Source organism: Pseudomonas sp. PsB (assembly GCF_043658375.1).
Classification (GTDB): domain Bacteria; phylum Pseudomonadota; class Gammaproteobacteria; order Pseudomonadales; family Pseudomonadaceae; genus Aquipseudomonas; species Aquipseudomonas putida_Z.
Genome location: NZ_JBIGLU010000018.1, coordinates 50184 through 73397, shown reverse-complemented (window position 1 = coordinate 73397; position 23214 = coordinate 50184). Strand labels below are relative to the sequence as shown.

24 protein-coding genes are annotated in these 23214 nt (G+C 64.3%); 9 read left to right on the top strand and 15 right to left on the bottom strand.

The window, feature by feature from the left end; translation table 11 throughout:
* The first annotated feature begins 97 nt into the window (after window positions 1-97).
* Entirely contained in the window at window positions 98-712 is a 615-nt protein-coding gene (locus tag ACGLHT_RS20140; RefSeq protein WP_137164050.1) for a LysE family translocator, read from the top strand.
* Here ACGLHT_RS20140 and ACGLHT_RS20135 read toward each other — a convergent pair.
* Window positions 660-1385 carry a metallophosphoesterase gene (locus tag ACGLHT_RS20135; RefSeq protein ID WP_274079462.1) on the bottom strand — a complete coding sequence of 242 codons (726 nt, stop codon included), beginning with the start codon at window positions 1383-1385 and terminating at the stop codon, window positions 660-662. The two genes, ACGLHT_RS20140 and ACGLHT_RS20135, sit on opposite strands and share 53 nt — an antisense overlap.
* Window positions 1386-1460: 75 nt before the next feature.
* Between ACGLHT_RS20135 and ACGLHT_RS20130 the strand changes: the two genes are divergently transcribed.
* The 3 genes from ACGLHT_RS20130 (at window position 1461) to ACGLHT_RS20120 (ending at window position 3035) form a co-directional block, all read left to right on the top strand.
* A complete protein-coding gene (locus ACGLHT_RS20130; RefSeq protein ID WP_274120569.1) occupies window positions 1461-1976 on the top strand; it encodes a DUF3016 domain-containing protein in 516 nt (171 codons plus the stop codon).
* A gap of 76 nt (window positions 1977-2052) precedes the next feature.
* On the top strand, window positions 2053-2796 hold the full coding sequence (locus ACGLHT_RS20125) for a carbon-nitrogen hydrolase family protein (protein ID WP_274120570.1): 744 nt from the start codon (window positions 2053-2055) through the stop codon (window positions 2794-2796).
* A complete protein-coding gene (locus tag ACGLHT_RS20120) occupies window positions 2793-3035 on the top strand; it encodes a hypothetical protein (protein ID WP_025339246.1) in 243 nt (80 codons plus the stop codon). The genes ACGLHT_RS20125 and ACGLHT_RS20120 overlap by 4 nt, the downstream gene beginning before the upstream one ends.
* A gap of 4 nt (window positions 3036-3039) precedes the next feature.
* On the opposite strand, the gene ACGLHT_RS20115 is transcribed toward ACGLHT_RS20120, so the two are convergent.
* The 10 genes from ACGLHT_RS20115 to ACGLHT_RS20070 all read right to left on the bottom strand — a co-directional run bounded on the left by ACGLHT_RS20115 (window position 3040) and on the right by ACGLHT_RS20070 (window position 12467).
* The gene (locus ACGLHT_RS20115) at window positions 3040-3540 is read right to left on the bottom strand and encodes a methylated-DNA--[protein]-cysteine S-methyltransferase (protein WP_137164054.1); all 501 of its coding nucleotides are present in this window, start codon (window positions 3538-3540) and stop codon (window positions 3040-3042) included.
* Between the two features lie 378 nt (window positions 3541-3918).
* Entirely contained in the window at window positions 3919-4725 is an 807-nt protein-coding gene (locus tag ACGLHT_RS20110; protein ID WP_025339248.1) for a CpsD/CapB family tyrosine-protein kinase, read from the bottom strand.
* Between the two features lie 10 nt (window positions 4726-4735).
* Entirely contained in the window at window positions 4736-6298 is a 1563-nt protein-coding gene (locus tag ACGLHT_RS20105) for a Wzz/FepE/Etk N-terminal domain-containing protein (RefSeq protein WP_274079460.1), read from the bottom strand.
* Window positions 6299-6317: 19 nt separating this feature from the next.
* Entirely contained in the window at window positions 6318-7433 is a 1116-nt protein-coding gene (locus tag ACGLHT_RS20100; RefSeq protein WP_274079459.1) for a hypothetical protein, read from the bottom strand.
* 24 nt (window positions 7434-7457) lie between these two features.
* Complete coding sequence (locus ACGLHT_RS20095) at window positions 7458-8015, bottom strand: polysaccharide biosynthesis/export family protein (RefSeq protein ID WP_025339251.1); 558 nt, start codon at window positions 8013-8015, stop codon at window positions 7458-7460.
* A gap of 258 nt (window positions 8016-8273) precedes the next feature.
* Window positions 8274-8450: an EPS-associated small membrane protein EppA gene (gene eppA / locus ACGLHT_RS20090; RefSeq protein ID WP_170978847.1), complete on the bottom strand. Its 177-nt coding sequence runs from the start codon at window positions 8448-8450 to the stop codon at window positions 8274-8276.
* A gap of 252 nt (window positions 8451-8702) precedes the next feature.
* On the bottom strand, window positions 8703-9245 hold the full coding sequence (locus tag ACGLHT_RS20085; protein WP_075045302.1) for a helix-turn-helix domain-containing protein: 543 nt from the start codon (window positions 9243-9245) through the stop codon (window positions 8703-8705).
* 222 nt (window positions 9246-9467) lie between these two features.
* Complete coding sequence (locus tag ACGLHT_RS20080; protein WP_075045303.1) at window positions 9468-10886, bottom strand: short-chain fatty acid transporter; 1419 nt, start codon at window positions 10884-10886, stop codon at window positions 9468-9470.
* A 190-nt stretch (window positions 10887-11076) separates the two neighbouring features.
* Window positions 11077-11733 carry a CoA transferase subunit B gene (locus ACGLHT_RS20075; protein WP_025339254.1) on the bottom strand — a complete coding sequence of 219 codons (657 nt, stop codon included), beginning with the start codon at window positions 11731-11733 and terminating at the stop codon, window positions 11077-11079.
* A 35-nt stretch (window positions 11734-11768) separates the two neighbouring features.
* Window positions 11769-12467 (bottom strand): CoA transferase subunit A, encoded by a 699-nt coding sequence (locus ACGLHT_RS20070; RefSeq protein WP_015270421.1) that lies wholly within the window; start codon window positions 12465-12467, stop codon window positions 11769-11771.
* Window positions 12468-12607: 140 nt separating this feature from the next.
* Here ACGLHT_RS20070 and ACGLHT_RS20065 point away from each other — a divergent pair, with 140 nt between their 5' ends.
* Together ACGLHT_RS20065 and ACGLHT_RS20060 are read left to right on the top strand one after the other, a co-directional pair.
* Window positions 12608-13513 (top strand): LysR family transcriptional regulator, encoded by a 906-nt coding sequence (locus ACGLHT_RS20065; RefSeq protein WP_025339255.1) that lies wholly within the window; start codon window positions 12608-12610, stop codon window positions 13511-13513.
* Window positions 13501-14322, top strand: a complete 822-nt coding sequence (locus tag ACGLHT_RS20060; RefSeq protein WP_137164056.1) for an aldo/keto reductase — start codon at window positions 13501-13503, stop codon at window positions 14320-14322. Before ACGLHT_RS20065 ends, ACGLHT_RS20060 begins: the two co-directional genes overlap by 13 nt.
* Before the next feature lie 486 nt (window positions 14323-14808).
* On the opposite strand, the gene ACGLHT_RS20055 is transcribed toward ACGLHT_RS20060, so the two are convergent.
* From ACGLHT_RS20055 to lexA, 4 genes are read right to left on the bottom strand one after another with little or no spacing between them, the layout of a single operon-like run.
* Entirely contained in the window at window positions 14809-17910 is a 3102-nt protein-coding gene (locus tag ACGLHT_RS20055; protein WP_274120571.1) for an error-prone DNA polymerase, read from the bottom strand.
* Window positions 17886-19304 carry a DNA polymerase Y family protein gene (locus tag ACGLHT_RS20050; protein WP_274120572.1) on the bottom strand — a complete coding sequence of 473 codons (1419 nt, stop codon included), beginning with the start codon at window positions 19302-19304 and terminating at the stop codon, window positions 17886-17888. Before ACGLHT_RS20050 ends, ACGLHT_RS20055 begins: the two co-directional genes overlap by 25 nt.
* Window positions 19305-19310: 6 nt before the next feature.
* The gene (imuA, locus tag ACGLHT_RS20045) at window positions 19311-19931 is read right to left on the bottom strand and encodes a translesion DNA synthesis-associated protein ImuA (RefSeq protein WP_025339259.1); all 621 of its coding nucleotides are present in this window, start codon (window positions 19929-19931) and stop codon (window positions 19311-19313) included.
* Complete coding sequence (gene lexA / locus ACGLHT_RS20040; protein WP_025339260.1) at window positions 19931-20548, bottom strand: transcriptional repressor LexA; 618 nt, start codon at window positions 20546-20548, stop codon at window positions 19931-19933. The genes imuA and lexA overlap by 1 nt, the downstream gene beginning before the upstream one ends.
* A 251-nt stretch (window positions 20549-20799) precedes the next feature.
* Here lexA and ACGLHT_RS20035 point away from each other — a divergent pair, with 251 nt between their 5' ends.
* From ACGLHT_RS20035 to ACGLHT_RS20025, 3 genes are all read left to right on the top strand, one after another.
* Complete coding sequence (locus ACGLHT_RS20035) at window positions 20800-21045, top strand: DUF2790 domain-containing protein (RefSeq protein WP_084785190.1); 246 nt, start codon at window positions 20800-20802, stop codon at window positions 21043-21045.
* 224 nt (window positions 21046-21269) lie between these two features.
* On the top strand, window positions 21270-21926 hold the full coding sequence (locus ACGLHT_RS20030; RefSeq protein WP_274079457.1) for an HAD family phosphatase: 657 nt from the start codon (window positions 21270-21272) through the stop codon (window positions 21924-21926).
* A gap of 281 nt (window positions 21927-22207) precedes the next feature.
* Window positions 22208-23119, top strand: a complete 912-nt coding sequence (locus tag ACGLHT_RS20025; RefSeq protein WP_025339263.1) for a LysR substrate-binding domain-containing protein — start codon at window positions 22208-22210, stop codon at window positions 23117-23119.
* The last annotated feature ends 95 nt before the right edge of the window (window positions 23120-23214 follow it).

Below are 23214 nucleotides of genomic sequence, written 5' to 3'. Positions count from 1 at the left end.
AGGGACCGCGCCTGCTGGTTAGGCCTGCAATATTGTTCAATACGGCATGAGCGCCAAGGGGCAGAGTCAGGTTTTCCTCCAGAGCAGCCTCACCCCAATGCAACAGTTCCTGATCATCGCCCTCGCCCACTTCCTCGCCCTGCTCTCTCCCGGCCCGGACTTCTTCCTGGTCGCACGCACCTCGGTCAGCGCCGGCTGGCGCGTCGCGAGCGGCGCTTGCCTGGGTATCGCCCTGGCCAATGGCGTGTTCATCGCCATGGCTTTCACCGGCCTGTCGGTATTGCAGGAAGGCAGCCTGCTGTTCACCGCCCTGCAACTGGCCGGCGCCGGCTACCTGCTGTACATCGGCACCCTGTTCCTGCGCCATGCCGGGCAAACCAGCCTGGGCGCAGTCGCTGGCAAGCAGACCGCCCAAGGGTGGTGGCGGGGATTGGGCATGGGGTTCCTGTCCGGCATCCTCAACCCCAAGAATGCGCTGTTCTATGCCAGCCTGGTCAGCATGGTCGCCAGCGCCAGTTTTGCCTGGAAAGCAACCTGTGCCCTGTGGATGTTCAGCATCGTGCTGCTGTGGGACCTGCTGGTTGCCGTGGCCATCGGCAACCCGCTGGTGCTGCGGCGCTTTGCCCGCTGCCTGCCTTGGCTGGAGCGGGCCTCCGGGGTCATGCTGGTGCTATTGGCTGCGGCACTGTTGTTTCACCTGGCCTGGGGCTGACCAGTTGCAGGGTCCGCATGTCCATCAAGGTGAAATGGCCACTGGCCCAACCCCCGGTATCCAGGTGCCAGACATTGCCCAGCAGCTTGGCCTCCAGTACCGGCGTGTGGCCCACCAACAAGGCGCGCAGGCCCTGCACGGGCTCGGTATCACCTACCTTCAACCGCCGCCGCGACCATTGGCACACCTCCCGTACTTGCGGGTCGTCCTCCAGTTCCAGCCAGGTCCTCAACACCGTCCAGTCGGCATATGGGCTGTCGGCATGCAGCAGCCCTACCAGGCCCGCCGCACTTTCAACCTCTATCGCAATCGGCAACTGCTCGAAGCGCTCCACGAAACGCAACTGCTCGCCCCGCGGCAGGTCAAGAAACCAGCCCCCCCCGGCGGCGCGATACATGTCCAGATCGAGCCGCCCGCCGCGCACGCGGGTGATTGCCAGGGCCTCGTGATTACCCTGCACGGCATGGAACCAGGGCTGCGCCAGCCATTCCAGCGCCGCCTCGCTGTCCGGGCCACGGTCGACCAGGTCCCCCACGCTGAACAGGCGGTCCACGGCCGGATCGAACCCCACCCCATCCAGGCATTGCTGCAGGCGCTGGAAGTGACCATGGATATCGCCCACCGCCAGGTCACGCCCCCGCAGGTTGGCAATCAGACGCCGAAACCGTGCCATTACAATCTTCCTCTGCTGGTAGCGCCATGCCAGGGGTAAAATGGAGGCACACGCAATCTGCCCCGGAGGTGCATCATGCGTACCGCCCTCGTGTGTGCCGCGCTCATGGCGCTGTCACTGGACAGCATGGCACAAGGTGCCCCGGCCGCGCAGGTCGAGGTACGTTTCGAGCATCCGGAAAAATTCCGCGATGCCAGCCTCGACAGCCACGGGTACGAGCGTGGCGCCGACACCTATGTGATGAAAACCCTGACCCAGTACCTGCAGAAGCTTGGCCAACGCTACCTGCAACCTGGCCAGCAACTGGTCATCGACATTCGCGACATCGACCTGGCCGGGCGTTTCGAGCCCTGGCACAGCCAGGCCTACGATGTACGTTACATGCGCGAAATCACCTGGCCGACCATCGACCTCAGCTACACCCTCAGCCAACCGGGCAAACCCGACCAGCAGGCGCAGGAACGGGTCAGCGACAAGATGTACCTCAGCCGCCCGGGCCGGGTCACGAGCAGCAGCGACCGCCTGTATGCCGAAAAGGCCATGCTCAACGACTGGTTCCGCCAGCGCTTCGCCGTCCACCCGGCATCCTGAAAAACCCTTCACTGGTACAGGCGTTGGTGCCGGTAGTATGCTCGGCCCTTCAACCTGTACCAGGGAAGGGTTTTTCATGAAGTTGTGCGCCGTGCAACTGGCGTCGCTCAAGGGCGATGTGCAAGCCAACCTCGAACGCCACCTGGCCTGCATCGAACAGGCCGCGGCCCTTGGCGCCGAACTGGTGGTATTTCCCGAACTGTCGCTGACCGGCTATGAGCCAACCCTCGCGCGCCAGGCCGCCCTGCCCGTCAGTTCGACGCGGCTGGACCCGCTGCAGGCAGCCTGCGACCGGCTTGGTATCACCGTCGCCGCAGGCCTGCCACTGCCGACCCCTGATGGCATTCGTATCGGCATGCCAATCCTCAGCCCCGGTGCACCGCGCCAGGCCTATGCCAAGCGGCGCCTGCATGATGATGAACTGCCCTGGTTCAGCCCAGGCGATCAAGCCTTGCTGCTGCAGGTAGGCGCGCACCGGGTAGCGCCTGCGATCTGCTACGAATCGATGTTCATGGCGCATGCGGCAGCCGCGCGGGAACACGGCGCCAACCTGTACCTGGTCAGCGTGGCGAAAACCGCCAAGGGCATCCGCGAGGGTTACCAGCACTACCCCGAGGTGGCGCGCGAGCTGGGCATGACGGTGTTGCTGGCCAACTGCGTGGGGCCGGCCGATACCTTCATTGGTGCCGGCGGCTCGGCGGCCTGGGACAGCCAGGGGCGCATGCTGGCCAGCCTGGACGACCACAGCGAAGGGCTGATCGTGCTGGACACCGCCAACGCCAGTGCCATGGCCGTGCCCCTGGCCCCGTACCCGGTATGATCTATCTGTTTCTGGCGTTGCTGAGCTATGCCTGTACCTACTACCTGACGGGTCTGCTGATTCAGGGGCAACTGGCCGATGTGGCCGAGGGTTTGCGCCACCGGCCCGACGCGCCGACACCTGGCGAGTACCTGCGCGCAGTCAAGCCCCATGCGCGCCGGGCCCATCGGCAGTACACCCTGATGGCCGGCACGGCGTTGGCCGTGCTGGTCTGCCTGGCCGCCAGCTGGTTCTGCTGACGCCTTACAGGTCCAGTGCCAGGCTTTGCCGGCCCTCCAGCGCCAGCAGGTACTGCTTGGCCGCCAGGCCACCGGCAAAGCCGGTGAGGCTGCCCGAAGCACCGATCACCCGATGGCACGGGGCGATGATCGAGATCGGGTTGCGGCCATTGGCGGCGCCTACCGCGCGCACCGCGCTGGGGTTGCCGATCTGTCGGGCGATGTCGCTGTAGCTGCGGGTTTCACCGAACGGTATCGCCAGCAGCGCGGCCCACACCTGACGCTGGAATTCGGTGCCGGTAAAATCCAGCGCCAGTTCGAAGCGCTGGCGTTTGCCGGCAAAGTACTCGCCGAGCTGGCGGGCGGTTTCCAGCAGTACCGGGCACTGATCATTGCGGTGCAGGGCGCCAAGGCGCACGCGGTTTTCCCGCTCCTCCTCCCAGAGTACGGCTGCCAGGCACTCACCACGGGCTACCAGGGTCAAGGTGCCGACGGGCGACTGCATGAAGGTGAATGCGCTGGACATAAGCAGGCTCCTGCCAGGTTGCGATCAACCTACTGTACGCATCCACAGCCCTGCCTGCATCCGCTTTCTTGCTAAGGCAATCACGCAACCGGAACATCGGCCTCGGCATAATGCCCGGACCAGAGAGCCATCCACCGCGTCGTCTGCTTCGCGGGTGAACCCGCTCCCACAGGGACCCCATCAGCTGAAGGAATGCGCCATACCTGTGGGAGCGGGCGCGCCCGCGAACACCGGCGCAGCCGGTGCCATCCACCGCGTCGCCTGCTTCGCGGGCATGCCCGCTCCCACAGGGACCTCACCAGCTGAAGGCATGTGCTGTACCTGTAGGAGCGGCCTTGTGTCGCGATGGGCTGCGAAGCAGCCCCTGAATCCTGTGCCTCAATAATAGGTCCGAGGCTGCTCGTCAGCCTTGTTCAATACCGTCCCCACCAGGTTCACCCTGGCCAGGTGATGCAGGCAATCTTCGATTTCCTTCCTGTTGTTCATACCGTTGGCCACCACCAGCAGCACACAGTCGAACTTGGGTATCACGGTGATCGCATCGTCAGAGCTGAGCAACGGCGGCAAATCGAAAATACAGATGCGCGACTCGTAGCGGTTGCGCAGTTCGCTGATCAGGTTGTTCACTTTGGGCGACGACAGCATTTCGGTAGACAACGGCACCGGTACCCGCGTGGGCAGTACCACGAACCGAGGCAAGGTCGGGTTGACCAGGCAGTCCTGCAGCTCGGCCTTGTCCGTCAGAAACTCGTTCAACGCCTGGTCCATGGGCAGGCCCAGGCTGCTGCCGACCTTGGGCCGACGCAGGTCGAAGTCCACCAGCAGCGCAGTTTTGGTGGTGTGGTGGGCGATGCTCATGGCCAGGTTGATCGACAACACCGTCTTGCCCGCTTCAGGGGTTGGCGAGGTGATGGCCAAGGTTCGCCAGCCATTCTCGTCCATGGTCCTCAGCACTTGCGTGCGCAACAGGTCGATTGGCCCGTTCATGTTTGAGTTCTTGTTGTAGGCGACGATACGGTGACGCTCCAGGTGCTCCGCGCGCAGCGGCACCACCTTGGTGTTCACGTAATCGAACTGGCCAGGCACTTCCGCCAGCGCCGTACCTGGGGCGGGTGACAAGACCTGCGGGGTACCCGGGGTAACCTGGTGAAGATTATTGCCAACAGCCGACTTGGTCCTGTCCATCACTGCTTTCCTATGCAAACCGAGACATGACTTTGAACAACAGCACATCCAGTGGCATGTAGAACACGTGCACCAGCACCACCATGATAGCCGCCAGCACCAGTGCAGCCAGGATCAGCCAGTTGCGCCAACGCTTGCGCCTGGCCACGTCGGCCTTGGTATCGATGTATGGCAGCGCCACCAGCACGCGCCTGCCCAACAGGTTTTCCAGGGCACCGACGCCGCGAATGCGCTGGTTGAGCATTTCCAGCAGCATCACCAGCGCACCGCCACCTGCCGGTGCCAGCACCAGGCCCAGCGCGGCGATTTTCTTGCGGTTGGGCTTGATCGGTTTCTCGGGCATCAGCGGTGGCTCCAGCAGCACAAAGCGCTCGGCCTTGTTCTCCTGCTCAAGGCTTTCGGTAATCTTCGCGCCCATTTCCTTGGCGCGGATTTCTTCGTACTTCTTGCGCGCGTTGTCGTGGTCACGCATCAAAGTCACCAGGCCACGCTCGACCTGCGGCGCCTCGAGGATCTCGGCCTCGTAGCCTTCCATCTTGCGGGTCAGCTCGCGCTTCTGCTCGGCCAGCGAAGCTATGCGCACCTGTGCCGCGCTCATCTTGGCGCGCACGCGGGCGACATCGAGGCCGACCGTGGAGGCCGCAGCCGTGCGATTGCCACTGGCTTCGAGCGCCTGGATCCTGCGCTTGACCGCCACCACATCGGGGTGGGCTTCCTTGTAGCGGCTCAGCAGCCGGGCATACTCGGCCTTCAGGCTGGGCAGGTCCTCGGGCTGCTCGGCACTGGCCACCCTGGGGCCTTCGCCGACCTTGGTAGCCAGCCCGGCACTGGCCGCGGACAGTTCCAGCTCAAGGTAACGCAGCTCTTCCTGGGCGGCCTTGTAATCACGGTCGACCTCGCGGAACTCCAGCTCCGAGCGTGACAGCATGTTCATGCGCAAGGTCTGGTGCTCGGGCAAGGCATTGGCGTGGGCCTGCTTGAAATCCGCCAGCTGGTTTTCCAGGCTGGCCAGCTCGGCACCCAGCTTGTTCGCTTCCTGGGTAAGGAACTCGGTGGTTTCGTTGGCCCGTTCGGTACGCTGCTTGAGGTTCTCGTTGAGAAACAGCGTGACCAACTCGTCGGCAACTTCCTTGGCCACCTCCGGCTGCTTGTGCTCGAAGGACACATTGAACGCCACGGTCGCTTCGCCGCGCCCGCGTACATAGGTGGTAAGGGTTTCGACCACGATGGCACTGCGCATGTGGTCGATCTTGTCGCTATCGCTGAAGCGCTTGTCGGGGAACAGGTTGTACTTGTCGATGATGCGCAGCAGGTTCTCGCGGGTCATCACCCGCTGGCGAATCACTTCGATGCGTTCATCGGCGAAACTGGTGTTGTTGGTCGATACCAGCTCGGGGGAAATCTGCTGCGACTCCACCAGGATGGTGCCGGTCGACTGGTAGATCGGCGGCACCATCACTGCGACAGCGACGGTCGCGGCCAGGATGACTACGATGCTCACCCCCAACAACAGGGCCCGGTCCTTGATTATGGCGATGTAATCTCTGAGGGAGAGCTCGTAGTCGGACTTCATGGGGCCACCTGCCTGAAGTTCAGATGTCGGGGTACCTGTACGTCAACGTCAAACCCACGATCGTAGCGTTCGCATCAGCTTCGTGATCCTGCTGCCGATCCTTGTACATCAGCGACAGGCGCAGGTCCCAGTACGGCGAAAACTCGCGGCTGGCCCACACGCTGTAGGTCTGCAGGGTGTTGGGGGTCTGCCCTTTGCTGTCTTGCCAGGCAGCATCCGCGCCCACCCGGGTCAATTCGCTGACGGCGTAACTCCACACACCGCGCACCTGGTCGAGCTCGGCGAAGCCGCCTTCGGCGCTGGCCACCGTGCTGCGTTCGGCGGTAAAGCTGGCGACGGCGCGCGCACCGGTATACAGCAGCGCTACCCCACCCTCCCCGCGTCGGCCACCTTCGTCACCGGAAACCTCGGTGATACCCACATGCGCATCGGCGCTGAGACGTTCGGAGAACTGGTACTTGACCCCGACCGCCGGGCTGTAGCTGTTGGACGCCGTCGCCGTCTGGTCCTGTTCGGGCTCATAGCGCCGGGCACCGAAGCGGCTGTAAAGATCAGCCCGCTCGCTCCAGGCGTAGGTCCAGGTGAACACGTTGCCCAGTTCTTCGTAACCCGTCAGCGTACTGATGTCATAACGGGCACGGTTGTACGTGGTTTCGTTGCTCAAGGTGCTGCGTTCGGTAACCGCCTGGCTCCAGTTGCCGGCCAGCGTATACAGCTTTTGCGTGCCATCGGTGGTGACCACGCCGGTATCCAGCACCGTTCCCGACAGCGTCGAACTTTCGTTGTAACGCGCCAGCAGGCCAAACCGCCCGCGCTCGGTCTGGCGCTGCCAGCCCAGGCTAACGTCGGGGTCCTCCCGGTTGTCGACCACCGCCGTGTCGGACGAGCGCAATACATGCACGCCCAGCCCCAACCTCAGTTCGTCACGGTCGAAGGTACCGATCAGGGTGTAATCCGGCGCGATGATCGTGCGCGTTATGCCCTTTTCACCCGACGACAGCAGCAAGGGGTTGCTGTCATGTTCGACGGATGTCGGTACCACCACCGTAGACTGCCAATTTGCTGCCAGGACTGTGTCCGTAAACGGCAACACCAAGATTGCCGTTGCAATGCTAGTTGTTCTGAGAAGAGGCATTAAGTGTTCTTATTAAAGGCAAGATCAAGGAACGACCAGCGTATCGCCAGCCTGCAGTTGGATGTTGGTGGACATATCCCGGCCAGACACCAGGTCTCTATATCGCACGGGCAGAATTTTTTGGGAAGCGCCGGTGCCACGCACTACTTTGATTTCGCTTTCATCTGCAAACTTGTCGAGGCCGCCCGACATGCTCAAAGCCTGCAGCACTGCCGTAGGGCCTGCCATTTGTACCGGCCCGGGCTTGATCACTTTGCCTTGTACATAGACCAGGTTGCCGGCGATGCTCTTGACGACAACGCTGACATTCGGGTCGGGGAGAAACTTCTCGAGTTTGGCAGCCACTTGTTTTTCAACGGTCGTCACATCCAGCCCGGCAACATCGATGCGCCCGGCCAGGGGGAACGTGATACTGCCATCGGGAAGTACGGTGGCTTCCTGGCGCAGGCTGTCTTCCTGCCACACCGAAACCATCACCACATCGCCGGGGCTGAGCAGGTAGGTAGCACTGTGCGGGTCGGCCTTACCGGCACCAGACCACACCATCAGCATGCAGAACGCGGCAAACATTGAACGCACCATGAGGGTCCCTCCGGCCGAAAAGGCCCGACAAAGAGCACTGAATGAGAACAACACACCAACTCTCGCTCCGCTTCGCGGCATACGCCAACCGCGATGGCCTCGATCTTCCAGAGGCCTTGCCTTGACGCTGTGCAGCCTGGGCTGTGCTGCCTGCAACCGTGGACCTGCACGGGCTACTGGCAATATAGCAACGGCTGGGGAATTGACAAGCCAGGCCCCGGGCCGCTGGTGTCAAGGGTTAAACCCAGGCTGGCGGACTCAGATCTTGTTCCTGTTGGCGACTGCCACAAAGCCAACGACAGCAAATGCAAAGAACCACCCTGCGGTTGAAACAGGGATGATACTGTTCTGATTGATATACATATCCGCCGCACGCGCCGCGCCACTCAACAGCGCCAGCAAAGACATCGATTTGATAATCAGAGCCGTGCGCATACGCCCCTCCTGTAAAGAGGAAAATCAACTATTTGTTGGCGTGGTGTTCGGAAGTTGTTTCACTGTTGAAATGAGCTTATGAACACAATGGCATTGCGTCAACGATTCGACACTATAATAAAATTCAATAGGCGCCCAACAGAATCGTCAAAATATCGACGCACAAGTTGAGCAAAGGGCGCTGTCTTGGTGGCGCCAACGTTTCATCGCTGAGAAAGGCAAGGCCGTGGGGCACTTTGGCGCCCCAGCGTGTTACTCGTCTGCGTGGTGTACCACAACCAGCAACTGCGCCGGCAGCGGCCCCACCGACCTTAGCCGGTGGGGTGTCTGGGCATTGAAATGCAAGGCATCGCCTTGCTCCAGCAGCACCCGCTCGTTCATGAAGTCCACCTCCACCTGGCCGGCGTGGACGAACAGAAATTCTTCGCCCAGGTGTTCCTTGAACGTGGGGTCGCTGAACTCGGTCGGCGGCTGGATCAGGAACGGCAGCAGGCTGCGCTGCCCGACCTGGCTGGTGAGGGCCGCGTACCCCGGCCCTGCCCCGTCACCCACCAGGGCCTGGCGTTCGCCATGGCGCACCAGGCTGTAGCGGCTCTGGCCGGCCTGCTCTTCGGCGAACAGTTCTTCGACATTGACATTCAGTGCCCGCGCCAGCTTCAGCGCGGCGGCGATCGAGGGGGTGTTCAGGCCACGTTCGACCTTGGACAGGTAGCTCTTGGTCATGCCGGTCTTGTCGGCCAGCAGCTCCAGGGTCATCCCCAGTTTCTTTCGAAGCAGTTTCAATCGGATAGACATGTGACGCGGGTTTCCCAGGCGAAGGCAGCCTGGTAATGATACGTGGACTGCTCAGGAAATGCTGGGGCCGCTGCGCTGAGTCTTGTAGGAGCGGCCTTGTGTCGCGATAGGGCTGCAGAGCAGCCCCGGCAATTTGTGCACTATTGCTGAAATCCTGGGGCCGCTTTGCGGCCCTATCGCGACACAAGGCCGCTCCTACAAAAAGCCAGCGCAGGCCCAGGGCTACGGCATCACTGGCGGCAGGTACTGCAACGTCGTACCCAATGCCCACAGCAACACCAGCACCAGTGGCACGTGCACCAGCAACTGCACGAACGAGAAGCCGATCAAGTCGCGTGCCTTGAGCCCCAGTACCCCCAGCAGCGGCAGCATGTAGAACGGGTTGATCAGGTTCGGCAAGGCTTCGGCGGCGTTGTAGATCTGCACTGCCCAGCCCAGGTGGTACTGCAGGTCATTGGCCACCAGCATCACGTAAGGTGCCTCGATGATCCACTTGCCACCACCCGAGGGGATGAAGAAGCCCAGCACCGCCGAATACACGCCCATCAGCACGGCATAGGTGTCATGCGTGGCGATCTGGGTGAAGAACAGCGAAATGTGGTGGGCCAAAGTCTGCTCGTCGAGGCCCTTCACCTGGGTGAGGATGGCAGCGATCGAACCATACAGCGGGAACTGGATCAGCACCCCGGTGGTGGTCGGCACCGCGCGCGCCACCGCATCGAGGAAGCTGCGCGGGCGCCAGTGCAGCAAGGCACCGAGCATGATGAACAACAGGTTGTAGGTGTTCAGCCCGGAAATGGCGGTAATCGCCGGCTTGGTGGCGAACTCCTGGTACAGCCAGCCGGCAGCCAGGGCCACCAGCAGCAGGATCAGGATGGGGCTGTGTTCCAGCCACTCGCCCGGGCGGGTGCGCTGGGGTGCCGGTGGCGCGGTGAAGCTGGGGTCGACCCCACAGTCCTGGGCGCTGCGCGCACTGTTCGGGCCCGGGGCCGTGGCGTAGGCGATCACCAGCGAGACCACCACCAACGCCGCCAGCATCACGCCGGACTGCCAGAGGAAGATGGTTTCGGTGAACGGGATTACCCCGGTAATCGACAGGATCGATGGTGGCAGGCTGGCCGGGTTGGCCTGCAGTTGCGCCGCCGACGAAGACAGTCCCAGCGCCCACACGGCGCCCAGGCCCAGGTAGGCGGCTGCACCGGCGGCGCGGTAGTCCATCTTCAGTTCGGTGCGCCGGGCCAGGGCGCGCACCAGCAGGCCGCCGAACACCAGCGACAGGCCCCAGTTGAGCAGCGATGCCAGCATCGAGATCAGCGCCACCCAGCACACTGCCGAACGGCCATTGCCGGGGATGCGCGCCAGGCGGTCGATCAGCCGCGCTGCGGGCGGCGAGCTGGCCACCACATAGCCGCCGATGACCACGAAGGCCATCTGCATGGTGAACGGGATCAGGCTCCAGAAGCCATCGCCAAAGGCCTTGGCGGTGTCGGTCGGCTTGGCGCCCATGGCCAGGGCGCCGATGCACACCAGCAGCACCGCCAGGGCGGCAAACACCCAGGAATCGGGGAACCAGCGTTCGGCCCAGTTGGAGCAGCGCAAGGCAAAGCGCGCGGAACGGCTGTCTTGGATTTCAGCGGCCACAGTTCAATTCCTTTTATTGGTTTTATCGGATACATCAGCAAATGCAAAACCCCTGTAGGAGCGGCCTTGTGTCGCGAAAGGGCCGCAACGCGGCCCCTCGATCTCGGCATCGATGCCAAAATCGCGGGGCTGCGTTGCAGCCCTTTCGCGACACAAGGCCGCTCCTACAGGGGCGGTGCGCGGCGATAGGTTAGAAGGTCATTTCCTTCACATCATCCGGCACGATCAGCTTGCCGGCGGTTTTCTCGATGATTTCCTCAACGCTCACCCCGGGCGCGGTCTCGCGCAGGATGAAGGCGCCGTCTTCGATTTCCAGGTAGGCCAGGTCGGTCAGCACCTTGCGGATGCAGCCAGCACCGGTCAACGGCAGGCTGCACTGCGGCAGCAGCTTGGACTCGCCGTCCTTGGAAGCGTGGGTCATGGTGACGATGATGTTCTCGGCACCGGCCACCAGGTCCATGGCGCCGCCCATGCCCTTCACCAGCTTGCCCGGGATCATCCACGAGGCGATGTTGCCTTGCACATCCACTTCGAAAGCGCCGAGCACGGTCAGGTCGACATGGCCGCCACGGATCATGGCGAACGACTGCGCCGAATCGAAGATCGAGGCACCGCGGCGGGCGGTGACGGTCTGCTTGCCGGCGTTGATCATGTCGGCATCGATGGTGCCTTCGGTGGGGAATTCGCCCATGCCGAGCAGGCCGTTTTCCGATTGCAGCATCACATCCATGTCGGCGGGTACGTAGTTGGCCACCAGGGTCGGAATGCCGATGCCCAGGTTTACGTAGTAGCCGTCCTTCAGTTCACGGGCGACGCGTTGCGCCATCTGTTCGCGGGTCAGTGCCATGGTCAGGATCTCTTTGTTGTTCTGGTGGATGGCGCTCAGGCCTTGACGGTGCGCTTTTCGATACGCTTTTCGAAGGTGCCGACGATGACGCGGTCCACGTAGATGCCCGGGGTGTGGATCTCGCTGGGCAGCAGCACGCCAGGTTCGACGATCTCTTCCACTTCGACCACGGTGATCTTGCCGGCGGTGGCGGCCAGCGGGTTGAAGTTTTGCGCGGTGTTGCGGTACACCACGTTGCCGTAGTGGTCGGCCTTCCAGCCCTTGACGATGGCGAAGTCGCCGGTGATGGATTCTTCGAGGATGTACTTGCGGCCGTTGAACTCGCGCACTTCCTTGCCATCGGCAACCGGGGTGCCGTAGCCGGTGGCCGTGTAGAAGGCCGGGATGCCGGCGCCACCGGCGCGCATTTTCTCGGCGAGGGTGCCTTGCGGGGTCAGTTCCACTTCCAGCTCGCCGCTCAGCAGCTGGCGTTCGAACTCGGCGTTCTCGCCCACGTAGGAAGCGACCATCTTGCGGATCTGACGGTCTTCCAGCAGCACGCCCAGGCCAAAGCCATCGACACCGCAGTTGTTGGAGACCACGGTCAGGCCCTTGACGCCACGGCGCTTGATTTCGCTGATAAGGTTTTCCGGGATGCCGCACAGGCCGAAACCACCAGCCAGTACCGTCATGTTGTCGGTCAGGCCTTCGAGGGCCTGTTCATAGGTTGCAACGCGCTTGTCCAGTCCGGCCATGCTGATCCGCCTTTTGTAGTTGTTGAACCGACGAGGCTGTCGGTGAGCGTGTGGGGACATCTTCACCGCAAGCGACTGATTTGTTAATTTTGTTTTCATCATCGATTGATAACTTTTGCAAAACAACCAAAAGGCCTGTCATGAACGTCAAGCAACTGCGCGCCTTTGTCGCTGTGGCCAAGTACCAGAGCTTCGCCCAGGCCGGTGAACACCTGCATGTCTCGCAACCGGCCCTGAGCCTGACCATCAAGGCCCTGGAAGAAAACCTTGGTGGCGCCCTGCTGAGCCGCACAACACGCAGCGTCAGCCTGACTGCCGAGGGCGAGGTACTGCTGCCACTGGCGCGGCGCCTGCTGGCCGACTGGGACGACACCGAAGAAATGCTGCGCCAGCGTTTCACCCTGCAACTGGGCCGGGTTTCGGTGGCGGCCATGCCGGCCTTTGCCGGCAATCTGCTGCCCTACTCGCTGAAGGTATTTCGCCAGCGTTACCCGAAGGTCAACGTCACGGTGCACGATGTGATCAACGAACAGGTGCAGGAACTGGTGCGCCATCGCCGCGTCGAACTGGGCATCGGCTTCGAACCGGACAACATCGATGGCCTGGATTTCCACCCGTTGTACATGGACCGCTTCGTCGCCGTGGTGCCCGCCGATTCGCCCTTGGCGCAGCTGCCCCAGGTCAGCTGGGCACAGTTGCTGGCCGAAGACTTCGTGGCCCTGCAACGCCCTTCGGCGGTGCGCCTGCTGATGGAACAGAACGTGGCCGCCCAGCACGGCAAACTGGCGGTGGCTTTCGAGAGCCACCAGCTGTCGACCATCGGCCGCATGGTTGCCAGTGGCCTGGGGGTCAGTGCCGTGCCGGCGCTGTGCATCAACCAGATGCAGGAGCTTGGCGCCCGCTGCGTCACCCTGGTCGAGCCCACGGTCGAGCGCCGCATCGGCGTGATTGCCCTCAGCGAACACAAGCTTTCCACGGCGGCGCAAGCGCTGCTCGAGGTACTGCTTTCCAATACCCGCATCCCGGAGGTGACATGCGTTACGTGAAACTGGCAGGTTCGAGCGTTCCGGCCATTGGCCAGGGCACCTGGTACATGGGTGAAGATCCGGCCCGCAAGGCGGCCGAGGTGGCGGCCCTGCAACAGGGTATCGAACTTGGCCTGAGCCTGATCGATACCGCCGAGATGTATGCCGAAGGTGGCGCGGAAGAAGTGGTTGGCCAGGCCATTGCCGGGCGCCGCGACCAGGTGTTCCTGGTCAGCAAGGTGTACCCGCACAATGCCAGCCGGCGCGGTATGGCAGCGGCCTGCGAGCGCAGCCTCACGCGTCTGGGCACCGAATGCATCGACCTGTACCTGCTGCACTGGCGTGGCCAGCACCCACTGGAGGAAACCGTCGAGGCCTTCGAGCGCTTGCGCGAGCAAGGCAAGATCAAGCGCTGGGGCGTTTCCAATTTCGACGTCGACGACCTGCGCGAACTGCACAACCCCGATTGCGCCACCAACCAGGTGCTGTACAACCCGGCCCAGCGTGGCATCGAGTTCGACCTGTTGCCGTGGTGCGAAAAGCGCGCGCTGCCGACCATGGCCTACTGCCCGCTGGCCCAGGCCGGGCGCCTGCTGCAGCACCCGGTGCTGGCGGAAATCGCCGAGCGCCATGGTGCCACGGCGGCCCAGGTCAGCCTGGCCTGGGTGACCCGTGATGACGGGGTGATAGCCATCCCCAAGGCCGTGACGCCCGAGCATGTGCGGTTGAATGCGGCTGCGGGCATGCTGACCTTGACCAGCGAAGACCTACGGGCGATCGACCGGGCGTTCCCGGCACCGACGCGCAAGCAGCGGTTGGCGATGGTGTAGCGACTGGCACGGAATCGCTTTTTGTAGGAGCGGCCTTGCGTCGCGAAAGGGCCGCAAAGCGGCCCCAGCATTATCTGCAGTGACGCCGAAATCCTGGGGCTGCTACGCAGCCCTTTCGCGACGCAAGGCCGCTCCAGGTCAGCGCAATCCGGACTATGGCGAGACTCCTGTGGGAGCGCGCAAGGGTCGGGATTCGTGCAAGGCCATTTAACAGCCGGCTCACTTCCATCAGCGCGTTCCCGGCACCGACACGCAAGTAGCGACTGGCACGAAATAGCTTTTTTGTGGGAGCGGCCTTGCGTCGCGAAAGGGCCGCAAAGCGGCCCCAGGATTGATGCGCAACAGTTGAAATTGCTGGGGCTGCTTTGCAGCCCTTTCGCGACACAAGGCCGCTCCCACAGGAATCGCGCCGCCTTTTGGAATTTGAGCAAGACAGTTGCTCTAGGGACCGCGCAAAAATCAGGACTTTGCGTGAGGTGCCGGGGATCAATGGAAATCCCGGCTGCGTACGTCCAGCCCTTGCAACAGCGGGCTCACATCCTCCAGTCGCCGTGCTATCAGGTGGCGCACGCCATTCTCCTGCTCCAGCCGCCCGCTGACCTTGAGCAACTGCGACCCCACCAGCGCCCGCCGCTGCCGTTCGGCAAGCGCCCGCCACACCACCACATTGACCATACCGTGCTCGTCCTCCAGGGTGACGAAGGTCACGCCACTGGCGGTCTGGGGCCGCTGACGGCCCACCACCAACCCGGCCACGGCAATGTTGTCACCATGCCCGACATCTTGCAGCTCGCGCGAACTGCGACAGCCCAGCGCCCGCAGGCGTGAGCGCAACAAGGTCAAGGGATGCGGCCCAAGCGTGGTACCCAGGGTCTGGTAATCGGCCATCAGGTCCTCTGCCACGCTGGGAACGGGCAGTTCGACGGTGCTTTCCGGCAAGGCTTCGATATCGGCGAACAAAGGCAACTGCGGCTGCACCGCCGCCACCTGCCAGCGCGCCTGGTGCCGGTCGCTGGCCAAGGCGCGCAGCGCGCCGGCATCGGCCAGGTGAGCGCGGGCTCGCGGATCGAGCCCGGCACGCAGGCACAGGTCTTCGACATCGCGCCATGGCCGCTGCGCCCTCGCCTGCTCCAGGCGCCTGGCATCGGCCTCGGCAAGGCCGCGCACCAGGCGCAAGCCCATGCGAATGGCCAGCACCTCTCCAGGCTCAGGCTCGAGCGTGCAGTCCCAGTCACTGTGGCACACATCCACCGGCCTGACCTCGATACCCTGACGCCGGGCCTCTTGCAGCAACTGGTCGGGGCTGTAGAAGCCCATGGGCCAGCTGTTGACCAGCGCGCAGGTGAAAATCGCCGGTTCATGGCACTTGAGCCAGCTGCTGGCATAGCACAACAAGGCAAAGCTGGCCGCGTGCGACTCCGGAAAGCCATAGCTGCCAAAGCCCTTGATCTGCTCGAAGATGCGCTCGGCAAACGCCAAGTCATAACCATTGCGCAACATGCCCTGCACCAGCCGCTCGCGGTGCGGCTCCAGGCCGCCGTGGCGCTTCCAGGCGGCCATGCTGCGGCGCAACTGGTCGGCCTCGCCCGGGGTGTAGTCGGCCGCGACCATCGCCAGTTCCATCACCTGCTCCTGGAACAGCGGCACGCCCAGGGTGCGCTCGAACACTGCCTTCAGTTGCGGCGAGGGGTACGTCACCGGCTCCTGCTTCAGCCGCCGGCGCAGGTAAGGGTGGACCATGTCGCCCTGGATCGGCCCGGGGCGGACGATGGCCACCTCGATGACCAGGTCGTAGAACTTTGCGGGCCGCAGCCGCGGCAACATGGCCATTTGCGCGCGCGACTCGATCTGGAACACGCCCATGGTCTCGGCACGGCTGATCATCGCGTAGGTGGCCGGGTCTTCGGCGGGGATGGTCGCCAGGGTCAGGTGCCGGCCACGGTGGCGTTGCAGCAGGTCGAAGCAACGGCGCAAGGCGCTGAGCATACCCAGCGCCAGCACGTCGACCTTGAGCAGGCCGACCATGTCCAGGTCGTCCTTGTCCCACTGGATCACCGTGCGCTCCGGCATCGCGGCATTCTCCACCGGCACCAGCTCGTCCAGGGGTTGCTGCGAGATAACGAAGCCGCCCGGGTGCTGTGACAGGTGCCGAGGGAAGCCGATCAGTTCGCCGGCCAGCACCAGCACCCGGCGCAGCGAAGGGCTGCCCGCCTCGAAACCGGCCTCGGCCAGGCGCTGGTCATCGGGTATGCGATCGCTCCAGCGGCCGCAGCATTTGGCCAGGGCGTCCACCTGGTCGGCCGGCAGCCCCAGCACCCGCGCCACATCCCGCACCGCACCGGCAGCATGGTAGGTGTTGACCACCGCAGTGAGCGCCGCCCGGTGCCGGCCATAGCGACGAAATACATACTGGATCACCTCCTCGCGCCGGTCGTGCTCGAAGTCCACATCGATGTCCGGCGGCTCGTTGCGCTCGCGCGACAGGAAGCGCTCGAACAACAGGTGGTGTTGCATGGGGTCGAGCTCGGTGATGCCCAGCACGAAGCACACCACCGAGTTGGCAGCCGAGCCCCGCCCCTGGCACAGAATGCGCTGGCTGCGGGCGAAGGCGACGATGTCGTGCACAGTCAGGAAGTAGCTTTCGTAGCCCAGCTCCTCGATCAGCGCCAGCTCCTTGGCCAGCACATCCCGCACCTTGATGCTCGGCCCGTCTGGCCAGCGCGACGGCAAACCCTGCTGGCACAATTCGCGCAACCAGCTCGCCGGGCTATGCCCCTGGGGCACCAGTTCGCGTGGGTACTGGTATTTCAATTCGCTCAGTTCGAACTGGCAGCGCGCAGCGATGGCCAGGGTCTCGGCCAGCAGGTCGGCGGGATAGAGTTCGCCCAGTTGCGCCTGGCTGCGCAGGTGCCGCTCGCCATTGGCAAACAGGAAGCGCCCGGCCTCGGCCACCAGGCAATGCTGGCGAATGGCGGTCATGCAATCTTGCAGGGCGCGACGACCGCGCACGTGCATGTGCACGTCGCCACAGGCCACGGCGCGGATGCCGACCCTGGCCGCCAGGCTACGCAAGCGTTCAAGGCGCAAGGTATCGTCACTGCCGCGGTGCAGGTGCACGGCCAGCCACAGGCGCTCGCCGAACACGCCGTGCAGCCACTGCCCGGGGGTGGCATCGCCGCTGTCATCGGCTACCCACAATGCCAGCAGGCCCTGATGATGGTGCTGCAGGTCATCGCGAAACAGTTGGTACTCGCCCTTCTGCGCCCGCCGCCGGGCCCGGGTGATCAGCGCGCACAGGTTCTGGTAGCCGGCCAGGTCCTGCACCAGCAGCACCAGCCTGGGGCCGTCCTGCAACTGCACTTCACTGCCCACGATCAGCCGCAGCTGGTGTTCCTTGGCCGCCTGCCAGGCACGGACGATACCGGCCAGGGTACATTCGTCGGTGATCGCCAGCGCCTGGTAGCCCTGTTCACGCGCGCGCCGGAACAGCTCGTCGGCGCTCGACGCGCCGCGCTGGAAGCTGAAGTTGGACAGGCAGTGCAGCTCGGCATAACCCGGGATGTTCACGCGAACCAGCCCTGCAGCCACAACGGGCCGGCCTTGCCCAGGTCGCGATAGGCCCAGCCGCGCAGGCCGTCGCGGGTTTCGATGCGGTAATAGTCGCGGCGCACATCGCCGCCATCCCACCAGCCCGACTCGATGCGCTCGGCATGGCCTTGCAGGCGATAGCCGCCTTCGTCCAGCGCCATGGGGGCCGACAGCAGCCAGCCAGGGCGGCTGCCAGGAACGACCGGCATGTTGCCCTGGGCACCCTGCTCTACCGCTTGCCAGGCACACTCGGGGCGATGATCGGCTGCCACGCTCAGGCCCTTGACCGCCTCATCCCCCAAGCGGGCGCGCAGCCGTTCGCGCAATTGTTCCCAAGGTTGCGCCTGTTGCGCACGCGGGTCGAACAATGCCTGGTGTTGCGGCACGAAGGGTGGCAGGTCCTCGGCAACCAGCCGCAGGTTGCGCACCGGTGCGGGAATGCGTAGCGGTTCCAGGCGCCCGCGCGCCAGCTCGAACAACATTGCCGCATCGCGTTCGGCGGCCAGCAGGCCTACCTTCAGCAAAGTATCCGGCCCTTCGGCGTGCTCCAGGTGCAGGCAGAAACGCTGCACGCCACAGTCACGCCCGGCGAGGAACGCGGCAAGGTCGTTGAGCATGCGCCGCAGCGGGAACAGCAGGGCCTGGTGCGATTCGACGTCGAAGTTCAGCTCCAGCCGGGCTTCGAAACGGTCCGGCGGCTGGTAGAAGCCCAGCCCCAGGTTGCGCAGGCCGAGCAACTGGTCAAGGTGCAGCTGCACCTGGGCCGGAAAGCGCCTGGCCAGGCTGTCGCGGGGCAAGGCCAGCACCTGGCTCAACTGGCGCAGGCCCATGCGGGCAAAGGCCTCGGCAGCCTGCGCAGGCAGGCCGATACGCTCGATGGGCATGCCCAGCAGCGCCGCACGGGTGGCATCGGCGTCACTCACGGCCAGGCCATCGTGAGCGTTGGCGAGCATGCGCGCCGCCACCGGGTTGCTGGCCAGGACGATGCGTTGGCGCAAGCCCAGTTCCGCCAGTTCCTGGCGCAGGCGTGCCTCGAACAGCGGCCAGGGGCCGAACAGTTGCAGGCTGGAGCCCACCTCCAGCAACAGCGCCCGTGGGTAGTGCAGGCTGACCTGGGCACTGAAGCGGTAGGCCCAGGCTGCCAGCAACTGCTGCACCTGGTCGATGCGCCTGGGGTCGGCTTCGACGCAGCTGAAGCCATCGGCCAGCGCACGCGCCGCCGTCAGGGTTTGCCCGGCCCGCAGGCCGAGCGCGGCCGCCGCCGGGTTGACCGCCTGCAGCACGCGTCGCTGGGTCGGCCCGCCAAGCAGCACCAGGGGGGTATCAGGGTCGTCACGCTCACGCAGGACCGTGTCCAGCGCCAGCTGCGGAAGCAGGATGCAGGCCCAGAGCATGTTGCATCAGCCCCGCCCCGGGCAGGCGATGGGCAGCGCCGGGGGCATGCCGCCACGGCTTTTCAGCACGCGCCATTGTGCCGGGCGGGTGTCGACGGCAATACGCAGCGCTGCGGGCGAAGGGTTGTGCGCCGCCTGTTGCGGCCGGCAGGCGAAGGCCAGCGCCTGGCCGGTTTCGGCAGCCACCTGCAAGCGCCGCAGGGCGCGGTCATCGGCACGTTCCGGCCAGCACAGCACCGCCGCGCAACTGCCGGAGCGCAGGCACTGCTCGGCGGCCCACAAGGCATCGGCAGGTGCGGCGTCCACTTGTACCAGCCAGCGCAGGTCCACCCCCGCGGCCTGCCAGGCCGGGGCGTAAGGAATGAATGGCGGTGCCACCAGCACGATTCGGCTGGCTTCAGCGCTCAAGCGGGCCAGGGTTGGCCACAGCAGCTGCAATTCGCCACAGCCGGGGCTGGCCAGCAACAGTTCGCTGAGCGCAGCCGCCGGCCAGCCACCTTCCGGCAGGCATTGGTCAAGGGCGGCATGGCCCGTGGGCTGCAGGCCGAGCGGCCGCGCCTGGGCCTGCCGACCGCGCCATACCCGGCGCTGGTCGAGCAACCTGTCGAGGTCGACCACCGCGCCCATCAGTCACGCCTCAGCAAGCCGCAGAACACGCCTTCGATGAAGAACTCCTGTTCAGGCCGCACATCGATGGGCGCATAGGCCGGGTTGCGTGGCAACAGCCGGTAATTGCCACCCTGGCGCTGCAGGCGCTTGATGGTCACCTCGCCGTCCAGGCGGGCGACCACGATCTGGCCATCGCGGGCGTCGGCCTGCTGGAGGATGCCGACCAGGTCGCCGTCGAAAATGCCGTCGTCGATCATCGAGTCGCCACGCACCTTCAGCAGGTAGTCGGGGGTACGGCGGAACAGGCTGGGGTCGAGCAGCAACTGCTCGTGAATGTCGAGGTCCGGGCCGATGGGGGCGCCTGCCGCCACCTGGCCCAGCACCGGCACTTCGAGGATTTCCGGGCGGCGCAGCCGTTCGGCCAGGCGTATGCCCCGCGCCTGGTTCGGCGTGACGTCGATGTAGCCGGCCTGGCACAGGGCGGTGATGTGCTTGCGCGCGACACTGCGCGAGGCAAAACCGAAGCGCGTGGCGATATCGGCCAGGCTCGGCGGCTGGCCGTGGTCGGCGATGCGCTCACGGATGAACTCGAAGATGGCGCGGCGTTTTGGGGTAAGATTGTCCATGGAGCACATTTGTACTCTTTTCGGAGCACGCTGAACAGCCCCCTTCGTCGACGGCTTGGCGGCTGCGATCCGGCAAACCTGACTGCACATGGCGAGTTGAATCAGCAGGGACACTGTGGGAGCCGCGCTTGCCGGCGATGCAGCGCTCCAATAGACCGGATAGTGGGAATATATTTTGCGCACTAAATATTATCGCGCAATATTCAACCCAGGCAGCAAGCAGTCGCTGATCCCACTACCCAAGCTAACGGAGCATGATCATGACCTTCATCAAAGCAATCGCCATCGCCACCCTGACCTTTGGCAGCAGCGTCGGCGCCTTCGCCCAGACCGCCTCCCCGTACCAGTACGGCATGAACCTGGATATCGCCCAAGTGATCGCGGTGGAGGCCTCGGGCCACGCCACCGACCACGCCGACACCGCCACCCTCACCTACCGTGACAGCGACGGCAAGGTGCAGAAGATCAGCTACCTGCGCCCGGCCACCTCCGCCAACCAGAACTGATGACCAAACTTCGAAAGCCGGAGCGTGCCAACGGCCGGTTACTCGGTTGGCTTTCCAGCTTTGGCAGTTGCTGACTCGACGCGCAGGCGCCAACCTCGCGTTCGAGCACAGCTCTGCCAAGGCTGCCGTACTCCAGTACACTCAGGAAGTCGCGAAGTTCACGTGACTCCAAAGGCAAAGAATCTCCCTTCTGGCCCGCCCATGATTTTGGACCTGGATACCCAATGCTGACTGCCCTGCTGTTCGACCTCGACGGAACCCTCACCGACACTGACACCTTGCACCTGCAGGCCTTTCGCCAACTACTGCGCGAGCATGACGGCCGCGAGCTGAGCCAGGCGCAGTTCGATGCCCAGGTCAGCGGCCGCGCCAACGGCGAGCTGTTCGCCGAGCTGTTTGCCGGTGCCAGTGCCGAGCAGTGCCAGGAGCTGGCCGACCGCAAGGAGGCGCTGTTCCGCGACATGTCGCCGGCTCTCGAACCGATGCCGGGCCTTGTGCGCCTGCTGGAACATGCCCGGGCTCGTGACATCGGCATGTGCGTGGTGACCAACGCACCGCGGCTGAACGCCGAACACATGTTGAACGCCATGGGCCTGGGCCAGCGCTTCGAGCATGTGCTGGTGGCCGAGGAACTGGCACGGCCCAAGCCGGACCCGCTGCCCTACCTGACCGGGTTGCAGCGGCTGGGTGCCGAGGCCGGGCAGGCACTGGCCTTCGAGGATTCGCTGCCGGGGGTGGCGGCAGCGAGTGGCGCGGGGATCTTTACCGTGGGTGTGGCCACTACCCAGACGCCGGAGCGGTTGCTGGCGGCGGGGGCCGGGTTGGTGATCGAAGATTTCAACGACCCGGCGTTGTGGGCGTTGATCGAGCGTCGGGCTTGAGGTATGTGGTGGGTTTGAGATCGAGCGCCGCCCGCGCGGCGCTTCGCAGCACAAGGCTGCTCCTACATCTGTTTCGGGCCAGTTATTCCTGAGGCGAAAGCGCGCGGCCCCTTGGCGTCCACCTCGATATCGTGCCGGGCAAACAAGGCGGTCGCGTGCATTGGCACAGGCGATACTGGCCCGAAACAGATGTAGGAGCAGCCTTGTGCTGCGAAGCGCCGCGCGGGCGGCGCTCGATCTCAACTCCACCATAACCCCCAAGCCGTAAACCCCAGGCCCCCATGCTGATCGACGAAGAACTGACCCTCAAGAAGCTGGAAACCTTCCTCGCCTTCATGCGCACCGGCAACCTCGGCCGCGCCGCCGCCGAGCTGGCCACCAGCGCCGTCAGCGTGCACCGTGCCATCCACTCGCTGGAAAGCGCACTGCGCTGCCCGCTGTTCAAGCACGAAGGCCGCCAGCTGATCCCGCTGGAAAGCGCCTACGTGCTGGAAAAGAAAGCCCGCCAGCTGATCCAGGACGCCGAGCAGATGGTCCGCCAGACCCGCGAGGCCGCCGGTTTCTATGCCGAACGCTTCCGCCTGGGCGCGCTCTACTCGCTGACGGTGAAAACCGTGCCCAAGCTGGTCATGGGCCTCAAGCTGCGCCGCAGCGAACTCAACATCGACCTGACCCTGGGCTCCAACGTCGACCTGCTGCAGCGCCTGAAGAACCACGAGCTGGAGGCCATCCTCGTGTCGCTCGACGAAAGCGTCAGCGACCCGGCCTGCGAGCAGCTGCCGCTGTTCTCCGACGATATCTTCCTTGCCGTGCCCATCGATTCGCCCTTCGCCGAGCAGGCCGAGGTGGACCTGGCCGACCTGGCCGACTCCACCTTCATCACCCTGACCCAGGGCTTTGCCACCCACCGCGATGGCGCCCGGGTGTTCCAGCAGGCCGGCTTCGAACCCAAGGTGGCCATGCAGGTGAACGATATCTTCACCCTGCTGAGCATGGTCAGCTCGGGCGTGGGCTTTGCCCTGCTGCCCGGGCGTATCGCGGCGGTGTACGAAAACCGGGTCAGGTTGATTGCCCTGAAGCCGCAATATCGCTTGCAGCAGCATATCGGCGTGGTGTTCTTGAAGGCGCGGGAGCGGGAGCCGAACCTGCTGGCGTTGCTGGCAGAGTGCCGGATGTACAGCCTGGAGCGCTGAGGGGCCTCGGAACACAGCCTCTTTTGTTGTTTGCTGCACTGGCCTCTTCGCGGGTGAACCCGCTCCCACAGGTACCGAGCAAGCCTCGGGCAATG